16 protein-coding genes are annotated in these 19,390 nt (G+C 70.6%); 4 read left to right on the top strand and 12 right to left on the bottom strand.

Annotation, left to right across the window (positions count from 1 at the left end; translation table 11 throughout):
- Nucleotides 1-11 precede the first annotated feature (11 nt).
- The 3 genes from DT073_RS12470 to DT073_RS12460 are packed head-to-tail and all read left to right on the top strand — an operon-like array spanning nucleotide 12 to nucleotide 3,031.
- Nucleotides 12-782, top strand: coding sequence for an LLM class flavin-dependent oxidoreductase (locus tag DT073_RS12470; RefSeq protein ID WP_124293673.1), 771 nt, complete (start codon nucleotides 12-14; stop codon nucleotides 780-782).
- A 33-nt stretch (nucleotides 783-815) separates the two neighbouring features.
- Nucleotides 816-2,336 carry an ATP-dependent DNA ligase gene (locus DT073_RS12465; RefSeq protein ID WP_124293672.1) on the top strand — a complete coding sequence of 507 codons (1,521 nt, stop codon included), beginning with the start codon at nucleotides 816-818 and terminating at the stop codon, nucleotides 2,334-2,336.
- 2 nt (nucleotides 2,337-2,338) lie between these two features.
- Nucleotides 2,339-3,031, top strand: coding sequence for an NAD-dependent deacylase (locus DT073_RS12460; RefSeq protein WP_124293671.1), 693 nt, complete (start codon nucleotides 2,339-2,341; stop codon nucleotides 3,029-3,031).
- A 39-nt stretch (nucleotides 3,032-3,070) separates the two neighbouring features.
- Here the strand turns inward: DT073_RS12460 and DT073_RS12455 are convergent, their stop codons facing one another.
- The 11 genes from DT073_RS12455 to hrpA all read right to left on the bottom strand — a co-directional run bounded on the left by DT073_RS12455 (nucleotide 3,071) and on the right by hrpA (nucleotide 17,202).
- Nucleotides 3,071-4,342 carry a sugar ABC transporter permease gene (locus DT073_RS12455; protein ID WP_124293670.1) on the bottom strand — a complete coding sequence of 424 codons (1,272 nt, stop codon included), beginning with the start codon at nucleotides 4,340-4,342 and terminating at the stop codon, nucleotides 3,071-3,073.
- Entirely contained in the window at nucleotides 4,339-5,151 is an 813-nt protein-coding gene (locus DT073_RS12450; RefSeq protein ID WP_124293669.1) for an ATP-binding cassette domain-containing protein, read from the bottom strand. Before DT073_RS12450 ends, DT073_RS12455 begins: the two co-directional genes overlap by 4 nt.
- A gap of 96 nt (nucleotides 5,152-5,247) precedes the next feature.
- Nucleotides 5,248-6,330 (bottom strand): sugar ABC transporter substrate-binding protein, encoded by a 1,083-nt coding sequence (locus DT073_RS12445; protein WP_124293668.1) that lies wholly within the window; start codon nucleotides 6,328-6,330, stop codon nucleotides 5,248-5,250.
- Between the two features lie 146 nt (nucleotides 6,331-6,476).
- Complete coding sequence (locus tag DT073_RS12440) at nucleotides 6,477-7,658, bottom strand: sugar ABC transporter permease (RefSeq protein ID WP_124293667.1); 1,182 nt, start codon at nucleotides 7,656-7,658, stop codon at nucleotides 6,477-6,479.
- Complete coding sequence (locus DT073_RS12435; RefSeq protein ID WP_124294515.1) at nucleotides 7,655-8,518, bottom strand: ATP-binding cassette domain-containing protein; 864 nt, start codon at nucleotides 8,516-8,518, stop codon at nucleotides 7,655-7,657. Before DT073_RS12435 ends, DT073_RS12440 begins: the two co-directional genes overlap by 4 nt.
- Before the next feature lie 8 nt (nucleotides 8,519-8,526).
- Nucleotides 8,527-9,588: a sugar ABC transporter substrate-binding protein gene (locus tag DT073_RS12430; RefSeq protein ID WP_124293666.1), complete on the bottom strand. Its 1,062-nt coding sequence runs from the start codon at nucleotides 9,586-9,588 to the stop codon at nucleotides 8,527-8,529.
- A 7-nt stretch (nucleotides 9,589-9,595) separates the two neighbouring features.
- A complete protein-coding gene (locus tag DT073_RS12425) occupies nucleotides 9,596-10,798 on the bottom strand; it encodes an ROK family transcriptional regulator (RefSeq protein WP_240638605.1) in 1,203 nt (400 codons plus the stop codon).
- 17 nt (nucleotides 10,799-10,815) lie between these two features.
- Nucleotides 10,816-11,673 (bottom strand): NYN domain-containing protein, encoded by an 858-nt coding sequence (locus DT073_RS12420; RefSeq protein WP_124293664.1) that lies wholly within the window; start codon nucleotides 11,671-11,673, stop codon nucleotides 10,816-10,818.
- On the bottom strand, nucleotides 11,673-12,656 hold the full coding sequence (locus DT073_RS12415; protein ID WP_124293663.1) for a Gfo/Idh/MocA family protein: 984 nt from the start codon (nucleotides 12,654-12,656) through the stop codon (nucleotides 11,673-11,675). The genes DT073_RS12420 and DT073_RS12415 overlap by 1 nt, the downstream gene beginning before the upstream one ends.
- A gap of 31 nt (nucleotides 12,657-12,687) precedes the next feature.
- Entirely contained in the window at nucleotides 12,688-13,314 is a 627-nt protein-coding gene (locus DT073_RS12410; protein ID WP_124293662.1) for a quinone oxidoreductase family protein, read from the bottom strand.
- A 30-nt stretch (nucleotides 13,315-13,344) separates the two neighbouring features.
- Complete coding sequence (gene hrpA, locus DT073_RS12405; protein ID WP_124293661.1) at nucleotides 13,345-17,202, bottom strand: ATP-dependent RNA helicase HrpA; 3,858 nt, start codon at nucleotides 17,200-17,202, stop codon at nucleotides 13,345-13,347.
- A gap of 98 nt (nucleotides 17,203-17,300) precedes the next feature.
- Between hrpA and DT073_RS12400 the strand changes: the two genes are divergently transcribed.
- Nucleotides 17,301-18,134 (top strand): aldo/keto reductase, encoded by an 834-nt coding sequence (locus tag DT073_RS12400; RefSeq protein ID WP_124293660.1) that lies wholly within the window; start codon nucleotides 17,301-17,303, stop codon nucleotides 18,132-18,134.
- A gap of 17 nt (nucleotides 18,135-18,151) precedes the next feature.
- On the opposite strand, the gene DT073_RS12395 is transcribed toward DT073_RS12400, so the two are convergent.
- Nucleotides 18,152-19,390, bottom strand: coding sequence for a glutamyl-tRNA reductase (locus tag DT073_RS12395; protein ID WP_124293659.1), 1,239 nt, complete (start codon nucleotides 19,388-19,390; stop codon nucleotides 18,152-18,154).

Genomic DNA, 19,390 nt, shown 5'->3' with positions numbered 1-19,390 from the left:
ATGCTGAGGACATGGCATGCTCCATCGGAATCGCCGCTGCCGTCGGGCCCGCGTTTGCTCGCACGATCGCCCCGGTCGTCGAACGAGCCGGGTTCACCACCCTGTGGGTGAATGACACCCCGGGTCACGACGCACTCGAGGTGCTCGCCGCCGTCGCCGAGGTCACCGACACCCTGGGGCTCGCCACCGGCGTCATCCCGGTGGACCGGCGTCCGGGAGAGGAGATCGCCGGGCAGGTGAGGGCGCTCGAACTCCCCGTCGCGCGTCTCACCCTGGGAATCGGGTCCGGGGGCCTCCGACGCGGCGCCCTCGATGCGGTCCGCACCGCGATCATCCGGCTGCGGGACGGGACCGGCGCGCGCATCGTCGTCGGCGCCCTCGGACCGCGGATGCGCCACCTGGGCGCGACGACGGGGGACGGCGTGCTCCTCAGCTGGCTGAGTCCCGCACTCGCGGCCGCACAGGCGGCCGAGGCGCACCGCGCCCAGGACGGCGCGCACGCGGCGCTGTATGTCCGCGCCGCCCTCGACGTCGACGCGCTGCCGCGGCTGGAGGCGGAGCGCGACGCCTACGCCGGGTATCCCGCCTACGCGGCGAACTTCGCGCGACTGGGTCTGGCGCCCTCCGACACCGTCCTCACTCCCGACACCGCCGCGCTGCGGCTGCCGGGCTACCTCGACGCCGTCGACGAGGTGGTGCTGCGGATGATGCTGACAGATCCGGGCGACAGCGTCGCGGCTGCGCGGTTCATCGAACGGGCGGCGGAGATCCTTGCCAGCTGACCGGTGTCGCACCCCCGTGGCAGAATCGCGCCCATGCTCCTGAGAGAGGTGGTCGAGGCCACCGAGGTCGTCTCGCAGACGGCGTCGCGGAAGGCGAAGGTGGTGGTGCTCGCCGAGACGCTTCGCGGCCTCGAGCCGCAAGAGATCTCGATCACCGTGGGGCTGCTGTTGGCGAAGCCTCGACAGGGTCGGCTGGGTGTCGGGTGGCGCACGCTCTCCGCCGAGCGTGAGCACGCGCCCCACGCCACGCTGTCCGTCCTCGACGTCGACGCGGCCTTCGAGCGCCTGGCCGTCGCCGCCGGAACAGGCTCTGCGGCACGGCGGCAGGCAGAGCTCGATGCCCTCGCGCAGGCTGCGACGGCGAGGGAGTGGGACTTCCTGACCCGCGTCATCCTCGGCGAGCTCCGCACGGGGGCCCTCGAGGGCGTGCTCCTCGACGCGGTCGCCCTCGCAGCCGATCGTCCGCTCGCATCCGTGCGTCGTGCGGCCATGTTGTCGGGAGACCTCGGTGAGGCGGCGTCGGCGGCCCTCTTCGGCGGCGCCGACGCGCTCGACGAGGTCGGGCTCATCGTCGGCCGCGCCGTCCTGCCGATGCTCGCGGCGACGGCGGCCAGCGCGGGCGAGGCGGTGTCGGCGACCGGGGACTCATCGGTGGAGTACAAGCTGGACGGCGCCCGCATCCAGGTGCATCGTCACGGCGACGACATTCGCGTCTTCACCCGCACCCTGGCCGATGTGACCCATCGCCTCCCCGAGATCGTCGAGGCCGTCCGGGCACTGCCGGTGAGCGCGGCGATCTTCGACGGGGAGACCCTCGCCCTCGATGAGGACGGCGCCCCCCGGGCCTTCCAGGAGACGATGTCGCGGTTCGGATCCGAGGCTGCCACCGCGGTGGCGCTGCGCCCGTGGTTCTTCGACCTGCTGCACCTCGACGGCCGCGACCTGATCGATCAGCCCTTGCACGTGCGACAGGAAGAACTCGATCGCGTGGCAGGGGAGTGGCGCATTCCCGCGGTGCGCACGGCTGATCCCGAAGTCGCGGAGGAGACCGCCCGCGCCGCCCTCGCCGCCGGGCACGAGGGCGTGATGGTCAAAGCCATCGACTCCGCCTACCAGGCGGGCCGTCGAGGGAAGAGCTGGCTGAAGGTCAAGCCCGTGCTCACCTTCGACCTGGTCGTCCTCGCCGTGGAGGAGGGATCGGGGAGACGGACCGGGTTGCTCTCGAACCTGCACCTGGGTGCTCGCGACCCCGACGGTGCGTTCGGGCCGCCCGGCGGGTTCGTGATGGTCGGGAAGACCTTCAAGGGCCTGACCGACAGGCTCCTGGCCTGGCAGACCGCCCACTTCCCGACGATCGCGACCTCCCGGAGCCCGCACGCCGTCCACGTCCGACCCGAAACGGTCGTCGAGATCGCCATCGACGGTGTGCAGCGTTCGACGCGCTATCCCGGCGGCGTCGCGCTCCGCTTCGCACGGGTCAAGGGGTATCGACCCGACAAGTCCGCGGCGGAGGCCGACACCATCGACGCGCTGCGCGCGCTTCTGCGGGGCTGACCGTGCGCGTCGTCGTCCTCACCGGTGCGGGGATCTCCGCCGAGAGCGGTGTGCCGACCTTCCGCGATGCCGACGGACTGTGGGAGGGGCACCGGGTGGAGGACGTCGCGACGCCGGAGGCGTTCGAGCGCGATCCCGACACCGTGCTGCGCTTCTATGACGCGCGTCGGCGGGCCGTGGCATCCGCTCTGCCTCATGCGGGCCATCGCGCCCTGACCGAGCTGGAGGCGGCGATCGGCGATGACCTGCTCGTCGTCACGCAGAACGTCGACGACCTGCACGAGCGCGCCGGCACGAGGCGGCTGGTGCACATGCACGGCACCTTCGCGAACGCGTTGTGCACCGCGTGCGGGGAGGTGTCGGTCATCGTCGACGACCTCGAGGGCCGACCGGCGTGTCCGGGGTGCGGAGCGTCTGCGCTTCGCCCCGACGTCGTGTGGTTCGGCGAGATGCCCTACGAGCTCGACCGGATCGAGCGGGCGCTCGTCACCGCGGACGTGTTCGTGTCGATCGGGACCTCGGGGAGTGTCTACCCGGCCGCGGGATACGTGGCCTTCGCCTCGGCGCTGGGTGCCCGCACCGTGGAGCTCAACCTCGTGCCGAGCGACGCGGCTGTTCCCTTCGACGAGGTCCGCGCCGGGCCCGCGTCGCAGGTGGTGCCCGCGTGGGTGTCGGAGGTGCTGACGAAGGGGTGAGTGCGCCCGGACGCGTGCCGGGGCGCACTCACCCCGCAGTCAGATCCGTATGCCTCCCGACCGGAGGCGCGAGAGCGCATCGACCGTGGCGGCGAGGATCAGCACACCGCCGGTGACGAGCAGGTTGACGCCGGCGGGCAGGTTCAGCAGCCCCAGGCCGTTCGTGATGACGGCGATGACGAGCGCACCGATGGCCGCGTGGACCAGGCGCCCGCGTCCGCCGAAGAGGCTGACGCCACCCACGACCGCCGCCGCGACGCCGCTCAGCACGATGTCTCGACCGACCGTGGCGTCCACCGAGCCGACACGGGTCACCGCGAGAAGGGCCGAGGCCACGGCGAGACTCGAGCAGATGACGAAGGCCCACCACTTGACCCAGCGCACCTTCACGCCCGAGCGACGTGCCGCCTCGGCGTTGCCGCCGATGGCGTAGATGTAGCGGCCGAACTTCGTGCGGTCGAGCACCAGCGTCCCGATCCACAGGATCGTCAGCACGACGGGGACGATGATCGGCACGCCCTCGACCGCCACGACCGACTGGCCGCGGTTCTGGTTGAGGACGTACACCACGACCCCGCCGATGACGGCGATGGCGGCGAGCTTGATCCACACCAGCGACAGCGCCCGGTTGGGCACGCCGGCCCGGGTGCGCCGATTGCGGTCCCAGAAGCTCGTCGCGGCGGAGATGAGGAGCATGACCAGCAGCATCACCCAGCCTCCCCACACCGGCAGGTTGCCGTTCTGCAGGGCGAGGAGCTCGGGGACTTCCACGCGGTAGAGGCCGCCGGGTCCGATGACCGTCAGGGCGAGACCCTGGAATCCCAGGAACAGACCCAGCGTCACCACGAACGAGGGTATACCCACCCTCGCGACGAAGAATCCGATGAACGCGCCCGTGAGGAAGCCGAAGGCGAATCCGATGAGGAGCGCCAGCGGCCAGGGAATGCCGAACTGGGCCGTGAGCACGACGAACAGCGCCATGCCGACGCCGCCGGTCACACCGGCCGACAGGTCGATCTCGCCGAGCAGCAGCACGAAGACGAGCGCCATGCCGAGGACCACCAGGGTTGCGGCCTGGTTGAGGAGATTGGCGAAGTTGCGCTCGGTGAGGAAGAAGGGGCTGAGTGCGCTGAAGAGGATGCCGAGGACGACGAGGCCGCCGATCGCGGGAAGCGCGCCCATGTCGCCGCCGCGGACGCGCTGGAGCCAGGCTCTCACCTGGTCCATCAGGCCGCCCTCGACGCCGCTGCCGATGAGATCGCTGGTCACCGGGTCGGGTGCAGCCTCGGTTCGGGTCGCGTTGCTGCTCATTCGGCTCCTCCCGTGCTGAGGGTGGTGGTGTCGATGATCTCGACCCCGTTGGTCTTGGTACCGGTGATGTAGCCGACCACGTCGTCACGCGTGGTCTCACCGGTGGGGATCTGCGCCACCATCTGACCGAGGTAGAGCACGGCGATGTCGTCGGCCACCGCGAACACATCGGCCAGGTTGTGGCTGATGAGGATGACGGCGACACCCTGCTGCGCGAGGCGCTGAACGAGGTTCAGCACCTGTTCGGTCTGGGCGACCCCGAGCGCTGCCGTCGGCTCGTCGAGGATGACCACGCGGGCCTTCTTCAGGACCGCACGAGCGATGGCCACGGTCTGCCGCTGCCCACCGGACAGGGAGGAGACCTTCTGGCGCACGGATTTGACGGTGCGCACCGACAGGGAGCGCAGGGTGTCGGAGGCGTCCTTCTCCATCCGCCCCTCGTCGAACATGCCGAAGGTGAGCTCCTCGCGCCCGAGGAACATGTTCTGGACGATGTCGAGGTTGTCGCACAGCGCGAGGTCTTGGTAGACGACTTCGATGCCGAGGCCCGAAGCGTCCCGCGGGGCGACGAGATCGCGATGCTGGCCGTCGATGAGGACCTCGCCCTCGTCATAGGGCTGCACACCGGCGAGCCCCTTGATGAGGGTGGACTTGCCGGCGCCGTTGTCGCCGACCAGAGCGGTCACCTTGCCGGGGTAGACCTTGAGATTCACGCCCTTGAGGACGCTGACGGGGCCGAAGGACTTCTTGACCCCGACGAGTTCGATGATGGGTTCCAGGGCGGTGGGGGTGTGGATGGTGTCTGTCATGCTCGCTTCCTTGCGACCGGGTGGAGGGGCGCGGCGGGGGCGCCACGGCGCGGTGCCGTGGCGCCCCCGGTTCGGCGCGCTGTCACGCGCGGGGCATCACTCGGTGACGCCGAACTCCTCGCACGCGGCCATCACGTCGGGGGTGCAGACGTCGTCGTAGGAGGCGTCGCCGGCGGCGATGACGTCCTTGACTTCGTTCGGACCGACGAGGACCGGCGTGACCTGGATGTAGGGCGTGCCGTCTTCGAGCTCGGCCTCGGCGGTGACCTCTTCGCCGTTGAGCAGCGCCACGGCGAGCTCGACGGCCGCGTCGGCCTCATCCTTCACCGGCTTGTAGACCGTGGCGGTCTGCCAGCCGAGGAGGATGTTCTGCAGGCCCGCGACGTTGGCGTCCTGACCGGAGACGGCGACACCTTCGAGGTTGTTGTCCTGCAGCACCTTGATGACGCCGGCGGCGTTGGTGTCGTTGGCCGCCCAGACGCCGTCGACCTGACCGCCGAGCGAGGTGAGGGCCTGCTCGAAGTTGGTCTGCGACTCAGCCTGGTCCCAGACCCCCGGGGGCTCGGCAGCCGGGGTGATGCCGGCGGCCTCCATGACCTCCACGGCGCCGGACTTGAACATCGCGGCATTGCCGTCGGTGGGGTCTCCGCCCATGTAGACGACGGTCGCGGTGGCGGGGTCCTTGCCGGCGGCTTCGAGGCCGTCGAGCACCGTCTGGCCCTGCAGACGCCCGACCTCCATGTTGTCGAACGAGACGTAGTAGTCGGCGCCCTCGAAGGGACGGTCGTAGGCGATCACCGGGATGCCTTCAGCCGTGGCGTTCGCAGCGACGGCCTCAGCCGCACCCTGGTAGTCCACGAGCAGCATGACACCGCAGCCCTGGGTGAGCTGCTGGTCGGCGATCGTCGAGTAGGTGTTGGTGTTGCCCTGCGCGTTCTGGATGTCGACCTCGAAGCCGGCCGCCTCCAGGCCCTCCTGCAGGTACTTGCGGTCGAAGTTCTCCCAGCGGGGCGAGGATGCCGCGTCGGGGAGGATGACGCAGGCCCGGCCCGCGGCGTCACCGCCGCCGGTCTCGCCACCGCCACCGCCGCTGTCGCCGCCGGTCGAGCTGGAACAGCCCGCCAGCAGCATCACGGCTGCGCCGGCCACCGCCGCGGCCGAAAGGAAGGATTTCTTCATTGTTCACCTTTCATCGTCGAATGGTGAGCGCGACGCCCCCATTGGGCCGCTCACGAGACTGATCATCCCGAGTGGCCACCCTTGGCGTCAAGTAGTGAACGTAACGCTTTCGCAACGGCGCTCATGCGTTCGGTCCATGAAGGCAGCTACCGCCCGGTGGCCTCCCGGGTCCGTCGTGAGAGGGAGTCGATGATCACGGCGATGACGAGCACGAGGCCGGTGATCATGTAGCGCACCGACGAGTCCAGGGTCAACAGCGTCAAGCCCGAGGAGATCGACTGGATCACGATGATGCCGAGGAGTGCGGAATACGCGGTGCCGCGTCCGCCGAACAGGCTCGCCCCGCCGATGACCGCGGCGGCGATCGCATTCAGGTTCGTGTCCCCGCCGCCGGAACTCTGGCTCACCGCGGCGAGCCGGGCCGCAGCGAGGATGCCGCCGATGGCGGCGAGACTGGAGCACAGGGCGAACACCGTGACGTAGATGCGTCCGACGCGGATCCCCGCGCGCCGCGCGGCCTCCTTCGACCCGCCGACGGCGTACACCGCGCGGCCCCATCGCGTCTGCTGCAGCACGATGTCGATGACGACGACCAGGGCGAGGAAGAACAGGAACATCACCCCGACGCCGCGCGAGAGGTTCAGGTACCAGGTCGCACCGGCGAGGAAGACACCGAGGATGATCGTCCGCACGGCGATCTCGCGGTAGCTCTGGCTGTCGAGGTTCGCCTGCACGCGCCGCTGGGCGCGGCGGACGCGCGAGAGAGCGTAGCCAGCGACGGCGAGGCCGACGAGCACGTAGGAGAGCCAGGCGGGAAGGAACAGCTGCTGCGCGAAGACCACCAGCCACGAGTCGAAGGGCAGGTTGATCGATCCGGTCTCGCCGAGCACCCACAGCTGCAGGCCGAGGAACCCCAGGAGTCCCGCCAGGGTGATGACGAAGCTCGGCAGGGCGAACCGGGTCAGCAGCAGTCCGTACCCGGCGCCGATCGCCGCCCCCGCAGCGACGGCGGCGACGATCGCGAGGATCAGATCCCACTGCATCTGCACGAACGTCACGGCGAGGATCGCGGCGGCCAGTCCGGAGACCGACCCGACGGAGAGATCGATCTCACCGACGAGCAGGACGAGCACCACTCCCAGCGCGATGGTGCCGATGGCGGCGCACTGCATCGTGAGGTTGACGAGGTTCTGGCTCGAGAGGAACGAGGGATTCAGCGATTGGAACACCGACCAGATGACGACCACCCCGACGATGACGGGGAGTGCACCCAGGTCGCCCTCCCGAACGCGAGCGGCGACGCGCGAGAACGTGTCGGCGGCGGTCATCCGTCGAGGTCCTGCGTGCGCGGACGTCGGCGGGGGCGATCGGTGGGCAGGGGGATGATGCGACCGGGCGTCGCCTGCTCGGGCGCCGGCGCGGGGCGCGCCGGTGCGTCGGCGGTGGCCCCGGTGATGGCGGCGATGAGGGTCTCGGTCGTGATGTCGGCGACGTCGTACTCGCCGTTGTTCCGGCCGAGGCGCAAGACGACCGCGCGGTCGGCGACGGCCATGACGTCGGCCATGTTGTGGCTGATCAGGATGACGCCGTGCCCGCGTTCGCGCAACCGCTCGATGAGGTTCAGCACTTCGGCGGTCTGCGCCACACCGAGTGCCGCCGTCGGCTCGTCGAGGATCACCACGCGCGGGTCGCCGATCAGCGATCGGGCGATCGCGACGGTCTGGCGCTGACCACCCGACAGCGAGGCGACCGGCACCCGCACCGAGGGGAGCTTCGCGGCGAGCTCGCGCAGCAGCGTCCAGGTGCGCTGCTCCATCTCGACCTCGTTCAGGCGTCGTCCCGAGACGAGTTCTCGACCGAGCCACAGGTTGGCGACGACATCGAGGTTGTCGCACAGGGCGAGGTCCTGGAAGATCGTGGCGATTCCCAGCTCCTGCGCGTCGGCGGGGCTGCTGAGGCGCACGGGTGCGCCGTCGAACTCGATCACACCGGCGTCGGCGGTGTACACGCCGGCGAGGATCTTCACCAGCGTCGACTTGCCGGCGCCGTTGTCGCCTACGAGGGCGACGACCTCGCCCTCGTCGACCCAGAAGTCCACATCGCTGAGGGCGCGCACGGCGCCGAACCGCTTGCCGATGCCGTGCATCGTCAGCACGCGCTCCCGGGGGCGGGGCTTGGGCGCCGTCATGCCGCCGGTCATCGCAGTCCCGCCTGCTCGCAGGCTGCGGCGTACTCGGCGGTGCAGATGTCGTCGATCGTCCAGAACCCGTCGGCGACCACGGTGTCGGCGATGTTGTCGACCGTCACCGCGACCGGGTCGAGGAGCGTCGTCGGCGTCCCCTCGATCTCCAGAGGTGCACTGACCTCCTCGCCGCGCAGCAGCGCGACCGCTACATCGGCGGCGCGCTCGGCCTGAGGGCGGATGGCCTTGTACACCGTCATGTACTGGTCGCCGGTGAGGATCCGCTGAATGGCGGTCAGCTCGGCATCCTGGCCGGTCACGATCGGGAACGGCGTGACGTTGCCGGCGCGCAGCGCCGCCACCGCGCCCCCGGCGGTGGCGTCGTTGGCCGCATAGACCGCGGCGATGCGATCACCGAACTGGGCGAGCTGCCCGGCGACCCACTCCTGCGCGAGGTCGGGGCTCCATTCGGGTGTGTCGAAGGACGACAGCACGGTCAGCCCGGCGTCATCGATGACCTCCAGGGCGCCGGACTTGAACAGCGCGGCATTGCTGTCGGTCGGCGAGCCGTTCACCATCAGGATGCCTCTCTGCTCCGTCTCGGGTTCAACGCCGGCCAGGGCCTCGGTGAGCGCGGCCGCCTGGAGCTGGCCCACCTTCTCGTTGTCGAACGAGACATAGTAAGCCAGATCGCCCCCCGCGACGAGTCGGTCGTAGGAGATCACCGGAACCCCCTGCGCATTGGCCTCCCGCACGATCGTGACGGCGGCGTTGGCGTCGACCGGGTCGAGCACCAGAACCCCGGCGCCCCCGGTGAGCGCGGCCTCCGCCTGCTGCTGCTGCTTGGCGGCATCCTGGTCGGCATTGGAGTACAGCACTCGGAAGTCACCGAGCTCTTCCACACGCTGTTCGAAGTACGGGCGGTCGAAGGTCTCGTATCGGGCGGTCTTGGCGTCGGGAAGCAGGAGCGCGATCGTCCCCTCCTCGCCCTCCGTCGGCGACGCGCAGCCCGCTGATCCCAGCGCGACCATCGTCGCGAGGAGGGCCGCGGCGGCGCGGCGGAGAGCGGAGGTCATCGGCCGCTCACGCGGTGGCGCGATCGACTCCGCTGTCGACCGCCACATGATCGAAGGCGACGGCGTCGAGCGCGGCCGCGATGGCTCCCCGGGTCTCGGTCCATTCTCCGAACGAGCTCGCGACGATCTCGGGCAGGCCGTTGCCCGCGGCCAGCGCCGTGCGCTCGAGCGAGTGGCGCATCGGTGCCATGAGGGTCTCGCCGGCCTCGGCGAGTTCGCCGCCGACGACGATCAGCCCGGGATCGAGGAGGTTGCACAGGCTCGCCGCAGCGATGCCGATGTGCCGACCGGCGTCGGCGATCACCCGTCGTGCGCTCCCGTCGCCGGACTCCGCGGCCTGGATGAGGTCGCTGAGACGTCGCATCCCCTCCCCGGGCGGGAAGAGGGAGAGGAGGGCCGGCCCGCCGGCGTAGGTCTCGAGACATCCGCGGTTGCTGCAGCGGCAGATCGGCCCGTTCTCGTCGATCGTGACGTGGCCGATCTGGCCGGCCTTGCCGTTGACACCGCGGAAGAGCTCTCCGCCGACGACCATCCCCGCGCTGATCGTGTGTCCCACACGGAGGTACACCGACGACGCGACGTCCCTCGACACGCCTTCGCGGGCCTCGGCGAGTGCCCCCAGATTGGCCTCGCTGTCGACGAGGACCGGACGCTGGATGCGGGCGGTCAGGGATGTCGCGATATCGACGTTCTCCCAGCCGCGGAGGATTCCGGCGGCGCTCACCATGCCGGTCCGCGGGTCGATCGGGGCGGGAAGGGCGAGCCCCACGGCGAGGAGATCGTCGACGGCACCGCCGAGGGAATCCATCATGTCGCCCAGGAGCAGCGCGAGACGGTCGAGCTCGGAATCGTGCCGGTGATCGAGGGGAAGGGGGAGCGAGCTCTGGCTCACGACGGTGCGGGTGACATCCGAGATGGCGATGTGCAGCTGACGCGAGCTGAAGTGCGCTCCGGCGACCAGACCCAACTGGCGGGCGAGGGAGACCAGGGTCGCCCGGCGACCGCTGCGCGAGGTGATCGAGGTGTGCAGCACCCCGGACGCGACGAGCTCCTTGACGATGTTCGACACCGTCGCCGGGGACAGCCCGGTGATACCGGCCAGCTCGACCTGCGTCATCCGCCCGTGCCGCTTCAGCGTCTCGAGCAGGCGCGCGCGGTTGGCTTCACGCAGTGACGACTGCGAGCCCGGCGGCGTCTCTCGGCGGATCACATGCACACTGTAGCGGGTCAGGTCTTCTCGCCCGCGAGGCGGACGAGCACGATGTGGCCCGACTCGTCGACCTCGGCGACGTCGGCGTGGGCCTTGACGAACTCCGAGAAGCTGCGGAATCCGTAGGCCTTCTCGCTGAAGGACGGGTCCAGACGCTTGATGAGGCTCTTCACCGCCGACGCGTGCTGCCAGTCCTCGCCCTCGCGGTCGCTCTCCAGCCGCAGCGCCCGCTGGAGGAGCTCGGCGCCGGGGTCGACGGTCTTCTTCCGCGACCGGCTGCGGGCGGTTTCCGGCTTCTCGGTCACCGCCGGGGCGGGGATTCCCGGGAGGGCGTCGTAGGCATGGAATTGGTCGCACGCGGCGGCGAGGGACTTGGCGGTGGACCCGGCCACCCCGATGCCGACGACGAAGCGTCCGAGTCGTTTGCATCGCTGAGCCAACGGGACGTAGTCGGAGTCGCCCGCCACGATGACGACGTGAGTGAGGTCGTCGAGGCGGAACATGTCCTCGACCGCGTCGACCGCCAGACGGATGTCGGCGCCGTTCTTGGCGTACGCCGCCGCCGGGAAGAGCTGAACGAGGTCGACGGCGCGGGCGACGAGCTGAGAACGGTACACCGCGTTGACCGGAGACGACCAGTCGGCGTAGGCGCGCGTGAGGACGAGGGTGCCGAAGGTCGCTGCGTAGTCGATGATCGCGCCGACGTCGATCATGGCCGCGGCCAGCCGCTCGGTGATCTCGGCATCGCCGTCGCCGGCGACGATGCGCTGACGGTCACGGGCGTAGGAGTTCCGCCCGTGCACCCGGTCGTACCAGGACATGACGATGTTGTCGAAGTCGAGATAGACCGCGACGCGGCCGTTCTGATCGGCCATCACTTCTCCCCGGGGTAGCGCACGCCGATCTGGGTGCGGATGTCGTCGAGGGTGCCCATGATCGCCACGGTCTCGTCGATCCCGAGCAGGGGACTGTCGGTCTCGCCGCGCGCGATGATCTCCTCAGCCGCCAGCGCCTGGAACTGCATCCCGCGGCCGGCGATGTCGCTGACGTAGTCCTCGATCACGGTGCCGTCGGGACCGATGACGCGGAAACTCGTGGGGGTGTACCAGGTGCGATCGATGTCGATGCGAGCCTCGGTCCCGATGATGTGGGCGGTGTTGGGGCCGGCCGAACGCGACGAGGTGATCGACGTCGAGATGGCGCCGGAGGCATGGGTGAAGATCGTCGACACGTCGGCGTCGGCGCCGGTGTCGGCCAGTCGCGCCCGTGCGGTGACCGAAGCCGGCGCGCCGAGGATGTCCCAGAAGAACGAGATGGGATAGATCCCGAGGTCGAGCAGCGCGCCGCCACCCAGGTCGAGAGCGTTCAGCCGGTGCGAGGGGTCGGCGGAGATCTTCTGGGTGTGGTCGGCGAAGACGGCGCGGATCTCGCCCAGCGTGCCGGCGGCGAGGATCTCGCGGATGCGGATCATATGGGGGAGGTACCGCGTCCACATCGCTTCCATCGCCAGGAGCCCGTGCGCTCGGGCCGCGTCGCGGATCGATGCGGCCTCGGCGGCGTTGAGGGTGAAGGGCTTCTCGACCAGGACGTGCTTGCCGTGCTCGAGCGCGAGGATCGCGTTCTCGGCGTGGAAGGGGTGGGGGGTGGCGATGTAGAGGATGTCGACATCGGGGTCGGCGACGAGCGCTTCGTAGGAGGCGTGCGCGTGCGGGATGCCGAACTCGGCGGCGAACGATCGCGACGCCTCCTGACGCCGCGACCCGACGGCGACGATGTCGCGCTCGGCGGTGCGCAGATCGGTGGCGAAGGCATGCGCGATGCCCCCCGTGGCGAGGATCCCCCAGCGAAGTCCAGTCATGGGTTCGAGCGTACCGGGGTGGGCGGTGGCGTCACGGAAGCAGGATGACCTTGCCCGCGGCGCCCTGCTCGACGGCGCGGTGCGCGGCAGCGGCGTCCCCGAGCGCGAAGGAGGGTCCGAGCTCGACGGAGAAGGCTTCGGCGGCCAGGAGCGCGAGCGCCACCGGTATCGCCTCGGCGCGCCATGCCCGCTGCTGCGGGGTGAGCGGGGTGGGCGCGCCGCCGGAGAAGGCCCGGATGCCGTAGCCGGCGGTATCGCGACCCCGGACGAGTGTGGCGATGACCCGCGCGCCCCACAGGGTCGCGAGCTGAATGGCCGCTTGACCGACGGCGCCGGATCCCGCGTGGACGAGAAGGGTGTCACCGTCGCGGACACCGAGCGAGCGCAGCGCTTGATACGCCGTCGCCACGGGGATGCCCAGGGCCGCACCCTCGGCCGCCGTCACGGATGCCGGCCGGGGCTGCGCCGACCGGACGGGGACGGCGATGTCGGTGGCATAGGCCCCCGTCGCGCCGAACACGACGACAGGGTCGCCCACGCGGAAGCCGTCCACGTCGGGGCCGACGGCCGTGATCACTCCGGCGCCGTCGGTCCCGATGCGCCGGGGCTCGGCGATCGGCGCCGAGGGTCGGAGGCCTGAGCGCAGCTTGTGGTCGATCGGATTGACGAACGCCCCGGGGCGTGGATGCTATTCCCGCAGCGCCTTCTGGATCCGCTGCAGCGAGACCGGTTCGGCGGTGCCGAGGGGCTGGGCGAAGAGACTCACGCGATACTCCTCGAGCAGCCACCGTGCGCGCACGAGGGCAGGCGGCGCTTCCGCCGGAAGAGGGATGATCCCGCCCGCCTCGGCGAACATCGCGGCGGCCCGTTCGAACTCCGTCATCCGCTGACGGTCGCGGCCGGGGTTGTCGACGAGGGTGTGCGCCCGCTCGGCGGCGGCGCGGAGATAGCGGGGGAGGTGCGTCAGCCGTGCTGCGCCGGTGCGCGAGAGGAACCCCGGGAAGATGAGGCCCGCGAGCTGCGCCTTGATGTCACCGAGCGCGCCGAGGAGGGCCATGGACGTCACACCGCGCACCGCCCGCTCCACGTCGCGAGCCGCGGTGAGGATCTTCGCGGCCAGCGAGACCAGGGCGAACAGCTCGTCGACGTTCGCGCGGGAGAACTCCTCGCGGGCACGGCCGAAGACCGCGGCCGTCCGCACCGGCTCCGCGCCGGCCACGCGGTCCAGAACCGCATCGGCGAGGGTGGAGCGCGCATCCTCGATGAGTGCCCGGGCCGACGGGTAGGGGCTCGCGGCGAGCGCGAGCTTCTCGGCCGCGGTGAGGTGATCGAGGATGTACGCCGCGGGCGAGGGCACTGCGAGGAGCAGCAGACGACGCACGCCTGCGCGCAAGGCCGTCGCGGCGGCATCCGGAGTGGACTCGATCCGCAGTGCCACGCTGTCCCGCTCGTCGACCAGGGCAGGGTAGCCGCGCACCACCCCGCCGGCGACGCGGGTGTCGACGACTGCGGCGAGGTCGCCGACGTCCCACGTGGTGATGCCGGTGCGTTCAGCGGGCGTGGCGCCGGCCGGCGCCGTCGCCGCGGCCACTCGATCGGTCGGACGCTCCAGGGTGCGGGCGACCGAGGAGCGGGCACGTCCGCGAAGGCGGTCCTGGAGCGCTTCGAGGTCGCGGTCGCTGCCGAGCGCCCGCCCGCGGTCGTCGACGGCGCGGAACGACATCCGGAGGTGGCCCGGGATGCGCTCGAGGTCGAAGTCCGAGGTCGTGACGGGCTGGCTCGCGGCGCGCTGGATCAGCCGCGCGAGTCCGGCCACGAGTGTGGTCGCCGGCAGCCCGTCGGAGGACTCGGGGCCCTGGCCGTCGAGTTCGTCACCCAGGCGCGCCGCCCAGTCGGCGGCGGGGACGACATGGCGGCGGATGGCCTTGGGGAGGGAGCGGATGAGCCCGGCGATGAGCTCGGGGCGAAGCCCCGGGACCTGCCAGTCGAAGCCGTCGGGCCGCAGCTGTGCCAGCAGCGGCAGCGGGATGACGACGGTGACGCCGTCGTCGGGAGCCCCGGGCTCGAACCGGTAGGCGAGGGAGAGCACCTGGTCGCCCTGCCGCCACCGGGTGGGGAAGTCCCGCTCGTCGGCGCGTGTCGCGTCGTCGAGGAGATCGGCCTCGGTCATGTCGAGAAGGCGCGGTGTGCGGGCCGAGGTGTCCTTCCACCAGCGCTCGAACGAGCGCACGTCGAAGACGTCGACGGGAAGGCGCGCGTCGTAGAAGGCGTACACGGCCTCGTCGCCGGCGAGGATGTCGCGGCGGCGCTCGCGCTCCTCGAGCTTCTCCAGGCGCCGCCGGAGGTCGGCGTTGCGGCGCTCGAAGGCACTCAACCTCTTGTCGAGATGCGACAGATCGACATCGCCCTCCACCAGCGCGTGGCGGAGGAAAAGCTCGCGGGCGAGGGGCCGATCGAATCGGGCGAGCTGCACCCGCCGCCGCGGGATGATCTCCACCCCGAACAGCGTGATCTTCTCGTACGCCGACGCGGCTCCGGCGCTCTTGGACCAGTGGGGCTCGCTGACGCTGCGATGGGCGAGGTCGCCGGCGAGGGCCTCCGCCCACGCCGGGTCGATCTCGGCCACGGTGCGTGCGAACAGGCGCGAGGTCTCGACGAGTTCGGCGGCCATGACGGCCGCAGGACGCCGCTTGCGCAGCCCCGAGCCTGGGAACATCGCGAAACGCGTGCCCCGCGCGCCGCGATACTCCGCGCGCCCCTGCTCCGGGCGTTTCCGATCGCGGTTGCGGTCACCGGTACGAGTCGCGGTCCGCTCATCGAGCACGCCGATCTGCGAGAGCAGGCCCGAGAGGATCGCGCGGTGGATGTCATCGGGGTCGGCCGTGGCCGTGGCATCCGCTCTTTTCACGCCCAGCAGCGCACCCAGCTGCCGGTGCACGTCGAACCATTCCCGCACGCGGACGTAGTTCAGATGCTCGCTGCGGCAGAGGCGCCGGAAGGCGCTCGAGCCGAGCTCCGCCTGCTGCTCGCGGAGGTGATTCCACAGATTCAGGAGGGTCAGGAAGTCGCTGGTCGGATCGGTGAACCGGGCATGCAGGCGGTCGGCCTCCTCACGACGCTCCTCCGGCCGCTCGCGCACGTCCTGGATGGAGAGGCCGGCGACGATCGCCAGCACCGGCCCGAGGACCTTCGTGCGCTCGGCCTCGATCAGCATGCGCGCGAAGCGCGGGTCGATGGGCAGTCGCGCGATCCGCCGTCCGACCTCGGTGAGGCGGGGACCCCGCTCGCCGGCGTCGACCGCGCCGAGCTCGGTGAGGAGGTCGAGCGCCGCCTTCACCCCACGTGAGTCGGGTCGGGTGAGGAAGGGGAAGGATGCCACGTCGCCGAAGCCGAGGCTGAGCATCTGCAGGAGCACGGAGGCAAGGCTCGTGCGGAGGATCTCGGGCTCGGTGAACTCCGGGCGCGCGGTGAAGTCGTCTTCGCCGTAGAGGCGGATCGCGATACCCGGCGCGGTGCGGCCCGCACGGCCGGCGCGCTGCTGCGCGGACGCCTGCGAGACCGGCTCGATGGGAAGGCGCTGGATCTTGCTGCGGTTGCTGTACCGCGAGATGCGCGCCGTGCCGGTGTCGACCACGTACCGGATGCCGGGAACGGTCAGACTCGTCTCGGCGACGTTGGTCGCGAGGATGACGCGGCGGCGGAGCCCTGCCGTCGTCGACCGCTCGAACACCCGATGCTGCTCGGCCGAGGTGAGCCGGCCGTAGAGGGGGAGGACCTCGGTCGGCGCGGCGTCCTTTGCGTACATGCCGCGAACGGCATCCATCGCGTCACGGATCTCGGCCTCTCCGGGCAGGAAGACGAGGACGTCGCCGGCCTGCTCGCGATCGAGTTCGCGCAGCGCCGCGAGCAGTCCATCGATGTCGTCGTCGGCCGCCTCCGTCTGCGGGCGGTAGCGGATCTCCACCGGATACGTGCGACCCGAGACCTCGATGATCGGGGCCGGGGTGCCCGACCGGTCGGCGAAGTGGGCGGCGAAGCTCTGCGGGTCGATCGTGGCCGAGGTGATGATGACCTTGAGGTCGGGACGCCGGGGGAGGATGCGGGTGAGGTAGCCGATCAGGAAGTCGACGTTCAGCGACCGCTCGTGGGCCTCGTCCACGATGATCGTGTCGTAGCGGCGCAGGAGCCGGTCGCGGTGGATCTCGTTGAGGAGGATCCCGTCGGTCATGAGGGCGACACGGGTGTCGTCGGAGACCTGGTCGGTGAAGCGGACCTTGTACCCGACCGCCCCGCCGAGGGGCACCTCGAGCTCCTCGGCGATGCGCTCGGCGATCGAGCGCGCCGCGATGCGGCGGGGTTGGGTGTGTGCGATGCGCTCCCGCCCGAGCTCGAGGCAGATCTTCGGCAGCTGCGTGGTCTTGCCCGACCCGGTCGCCCCGGCGACGATCACCACCTGGTGGTCGCGGATGGCGGCGGCGATCTCGTCCCGAGCCGCGCTGACGGGCAGCTCGGGCGGGTAGGCGATCACCGGGAGCGTCGTGGGCATAGCCCCCCATCGTACGACCGCGGGACAACCGGGTAGCGGGTGGCGCGGGATGGCGCAACACGCGACCGCGGCCGGGGTGGAGATCCTAGGCTGAGGGAATGACCATCCCCACTCTGAAGCTCAACGATGGACACGAGATCCCCCAGCTCGGCTACGGCGTCTTCCTGGTCCCGCCGGAGGACACCGAGCGGGCGGTGAGCGAGGCCCTCGAGATCGGGTACCGCCACATCGACACCGCCGCGATCTACCGCAACGAGGAGGGTGTCGGCGCCGCGATCGCGAAGTCGGGCATCCCGCGTGACGAGCTCTTCATCACCACGAAGCTCTGGAACGACAGGCAGGGCGGCGACGCGCCGCACGCGGCGATCGACGAGAGCCTGTCGAAGCTCGGTCTCGAGCAGGTCGATCTCTATCTCATCCACTGGCCGGCGCCCAAGCGCGGCACCTACGTCAACGCGTGGGAGAAGCTGGTCGCGATCCGTGACGCCGGCAAGGCCCGCTCGATCGGTGTGTCGAACTTCCACGTCAGCCACCTCGAGGAAGTCATCGAGGCGACGGGTGTGACCCCGGCGATCAACCAGATCGAGCTGCATCCGGCCTACCAGCGTCGCGACATCACCGGGTGGGCCGCCCAGCACGACGTCCGCATCGAGTCGTGGGGACCGCTGGGGCAGGGCAAGTACGACCTGTTCGAGCTGCCGGCCGTCGCCGATGCCGCCGCAGCGCACGGCAAGACGCCCGCGCAGGCGGTGCTGCGCTGGCACATCCAGCACGGCTTCATCGTCTTCCCGAAGTCGGTGCGCCGCTCGCGCCTGGAGGAGAACTTCGACCTGTTCGACTTCGAGCTGACCACCGATCAGATGGCGGCGATCGACGCACTCGATCGCGCGGATGAGGGGCGCGTGGGCGGCAGCATCGACGAGGTCGACTGACCCCGGAGCGTCGTCAGTCAGCCGGCGGCCGGTGACGCCGCGCCGCCGGCTTCTGCCGCGCCGTGGTCGACCGAGATCCCGAAGACCAGATCCAGCGCGCGCTCGAACTCCTCCAACTCGCCGGCTGCCGCCGCCTCTCGGGCGCGCACCGACGGACGGTGGGAGAGGACTCCGGCGAGATGGCGGAGGGCGGCGCGAGCCCGATCCGCGTCTTCGGGCAGTCGCGACAGCTCGTCGTCGAGGGCGTCTTGGATATGACGACGCACCGCGACGATCGCGGGGGCGGCGGCCCGCTCTGCCGTGAAGGTCGCCGCAGCCGTGCCGACCAGCTCGTGGGCGCCGGGGCCGAGCTCGGGCAACGCGGCGTGACGGCCGAGGAGCTCGAGGTCGAGCAGCTCGACGCCGGGAAGGTCGCCCACCTCGGGGGAGACGTTGCGCGGGAGACCCAGGTCGATGACGATGCGCCGAGCGGTGTCGGGGATGTCGTCGGGGGTGACGACGTAGCGGGCGGTGCAGGTGATGACGATCTCGGCGTGCGCGATCGCGCGGGACAGATCGGCCTCGGGGCGGACGCCGTAACGGGCAGCGAACCGTGCGGCACGGCCGGTGGCGGAGTACACGCCGATGTCGCGCGCGCCGCGGGCGCGCAGGGCGGCGATGGTGGTCGCCGCGTAGCTGCCCGTGCCGACGAGGAGGACCGGGACGGTGCCCCAGTCGGTCACGCGGGTGTCGACGAGGTCGAGGGCGAGACGGGCGAGCGAGCGACGCCCGGCGCCGACATCGGCCTTGGCCCGCATCTCACGGGTGGCGTGGGTGGCGCGCTGGAAGACCTGCTCGAGCTGCGTGCTGGTCGTGCCGTCGGTGCGGGCCTGCACCAGCGCCCGCTGCACCTGGCCGCTGATCTCCTCCTCGCCGACGACCATGGACTCCAGGCCCGAACTGACCGCGAAGAGGTGACGCACGACATCGTCGCCGCAGAGCGACACCGCGGATTCGCGCAGCGCATGCGCATCGTCGCCGGCGGCGTCACCGAGAGCCTCGAGCACCGCTTCGCGGGCGACGACCGCGCCGCCGGTGAGGGGTTCGTCCACCTCGAGATACGCCTCGAAGCGGTTGCAGGTGGACAGCACCACCGCGCCGCGCACGAAGTCGTGCTCGGAGACGAGCGCTCGTCCGGTGGATTCGGCGACGGCCGAGATGCGACCCAGCACCTCGAAATCCGTATTGCGATGATTCGCCGTCACACAGAACAGCAC

The sequence above is a fragment of the Microbacterium sp. ABRD28 genome, assembly GCF_003850245.1.
Taxonomy (GTDB): domain Bacteria; phylum Actinomycetota; class Actinomycetes; order Actinomycetales; family Microbacteriaceae; genus Microbacterium.
Note: the sequence above shows the minus strand (reverse complement) of the source record. Positions and strands in the feature narration are given on the sequence as shown.

Bases quoted from the DNA above. Each gene is read 5' to 3' on its own strand.
- DT073_RS12435 (WP_124294515.1), bottom strand. From the start codon at position 8,518: ATGACGGCGCCCAAGCCCCGCCCCCGGGAGCGCGTGCTGACGATGCAC.
- DT073_RS12440 (WP_124293667.1), bottom strand. From the start codon at position 7,658: ATGACCGCCGCCGACACGTTCTCGCGCGTCGCCGCTCGCGTTCGGGAG.
- hrpA (WP_124293661.1), bottom strand. From the start codon at position 17,202: ATGCCCACGACGCTCCCGGTGATCGCCTACCCGCCCGAGCTGCCCGTC.
- DT073_RS12455 (WP_124293670.1), bottom strand. From the start codon at position 4,342: ATGAGCAGCAACGCGACCCGAACCGAGGCTGCACCCGACCCGGTGACC.
- DT073_RS12420 (WP_124293664.1), bottom strand. From the start codon at position 11,673: ATGGCCGATCAGAACGGCCGCGTCGCGGTCTATCTCGACTTCGACAAC.
- DT073_RS12470 (WP_124293673.1), top strand. From the start codon at position 12: ATGGCATGCTCCATCGGAATCGCCGCTGCCGTCGGGCCCGCGTTTGCT.
- DT073_RS12430 (WP_124293666.1), bottom strand. From the start codon at position 9,588: ATGACCTCCGCTCTCCGCCGCGCCGCCGCGGCCCTCCTCGCGACGATG.
- DT073_RS12400 (WP_124293660.1), top strand. From the start codon at position 17,301: ATGACCATCCCCACTCTGAAGCTCAACGATGGACACGAGATCCCCCAG.
- DT073_RS12445 (WP_124293668.1), bottom strand. From the start codon at position 6,330: ATGAAGAAATCCTTCCTTTCGGCCGCGGCGGTGGCCGGCGCAGCCGTG.
- DT073_RS12415 (WP_124293663.1), bottom strand. From the start codon at position 12,656: ATGACTGGACTTCGCTGGGGGATCCTCGCCACGGGGGGCATCGCGCAT.
- DT073_RS12450 (WP_124293669.1), bottom strand. From the start codon at position 5,151: ATGACAGACACCATCCACACCCCCACCGCCCTGGAACCCATCATCGAA.
- DT073_RS12465 (WP_124293672.1), top strand. From the start codon at position 816: ATGCTCCTGAGAGAGGTGGTCGAGGCCACCGAGGTCGTCTCGCAGACG.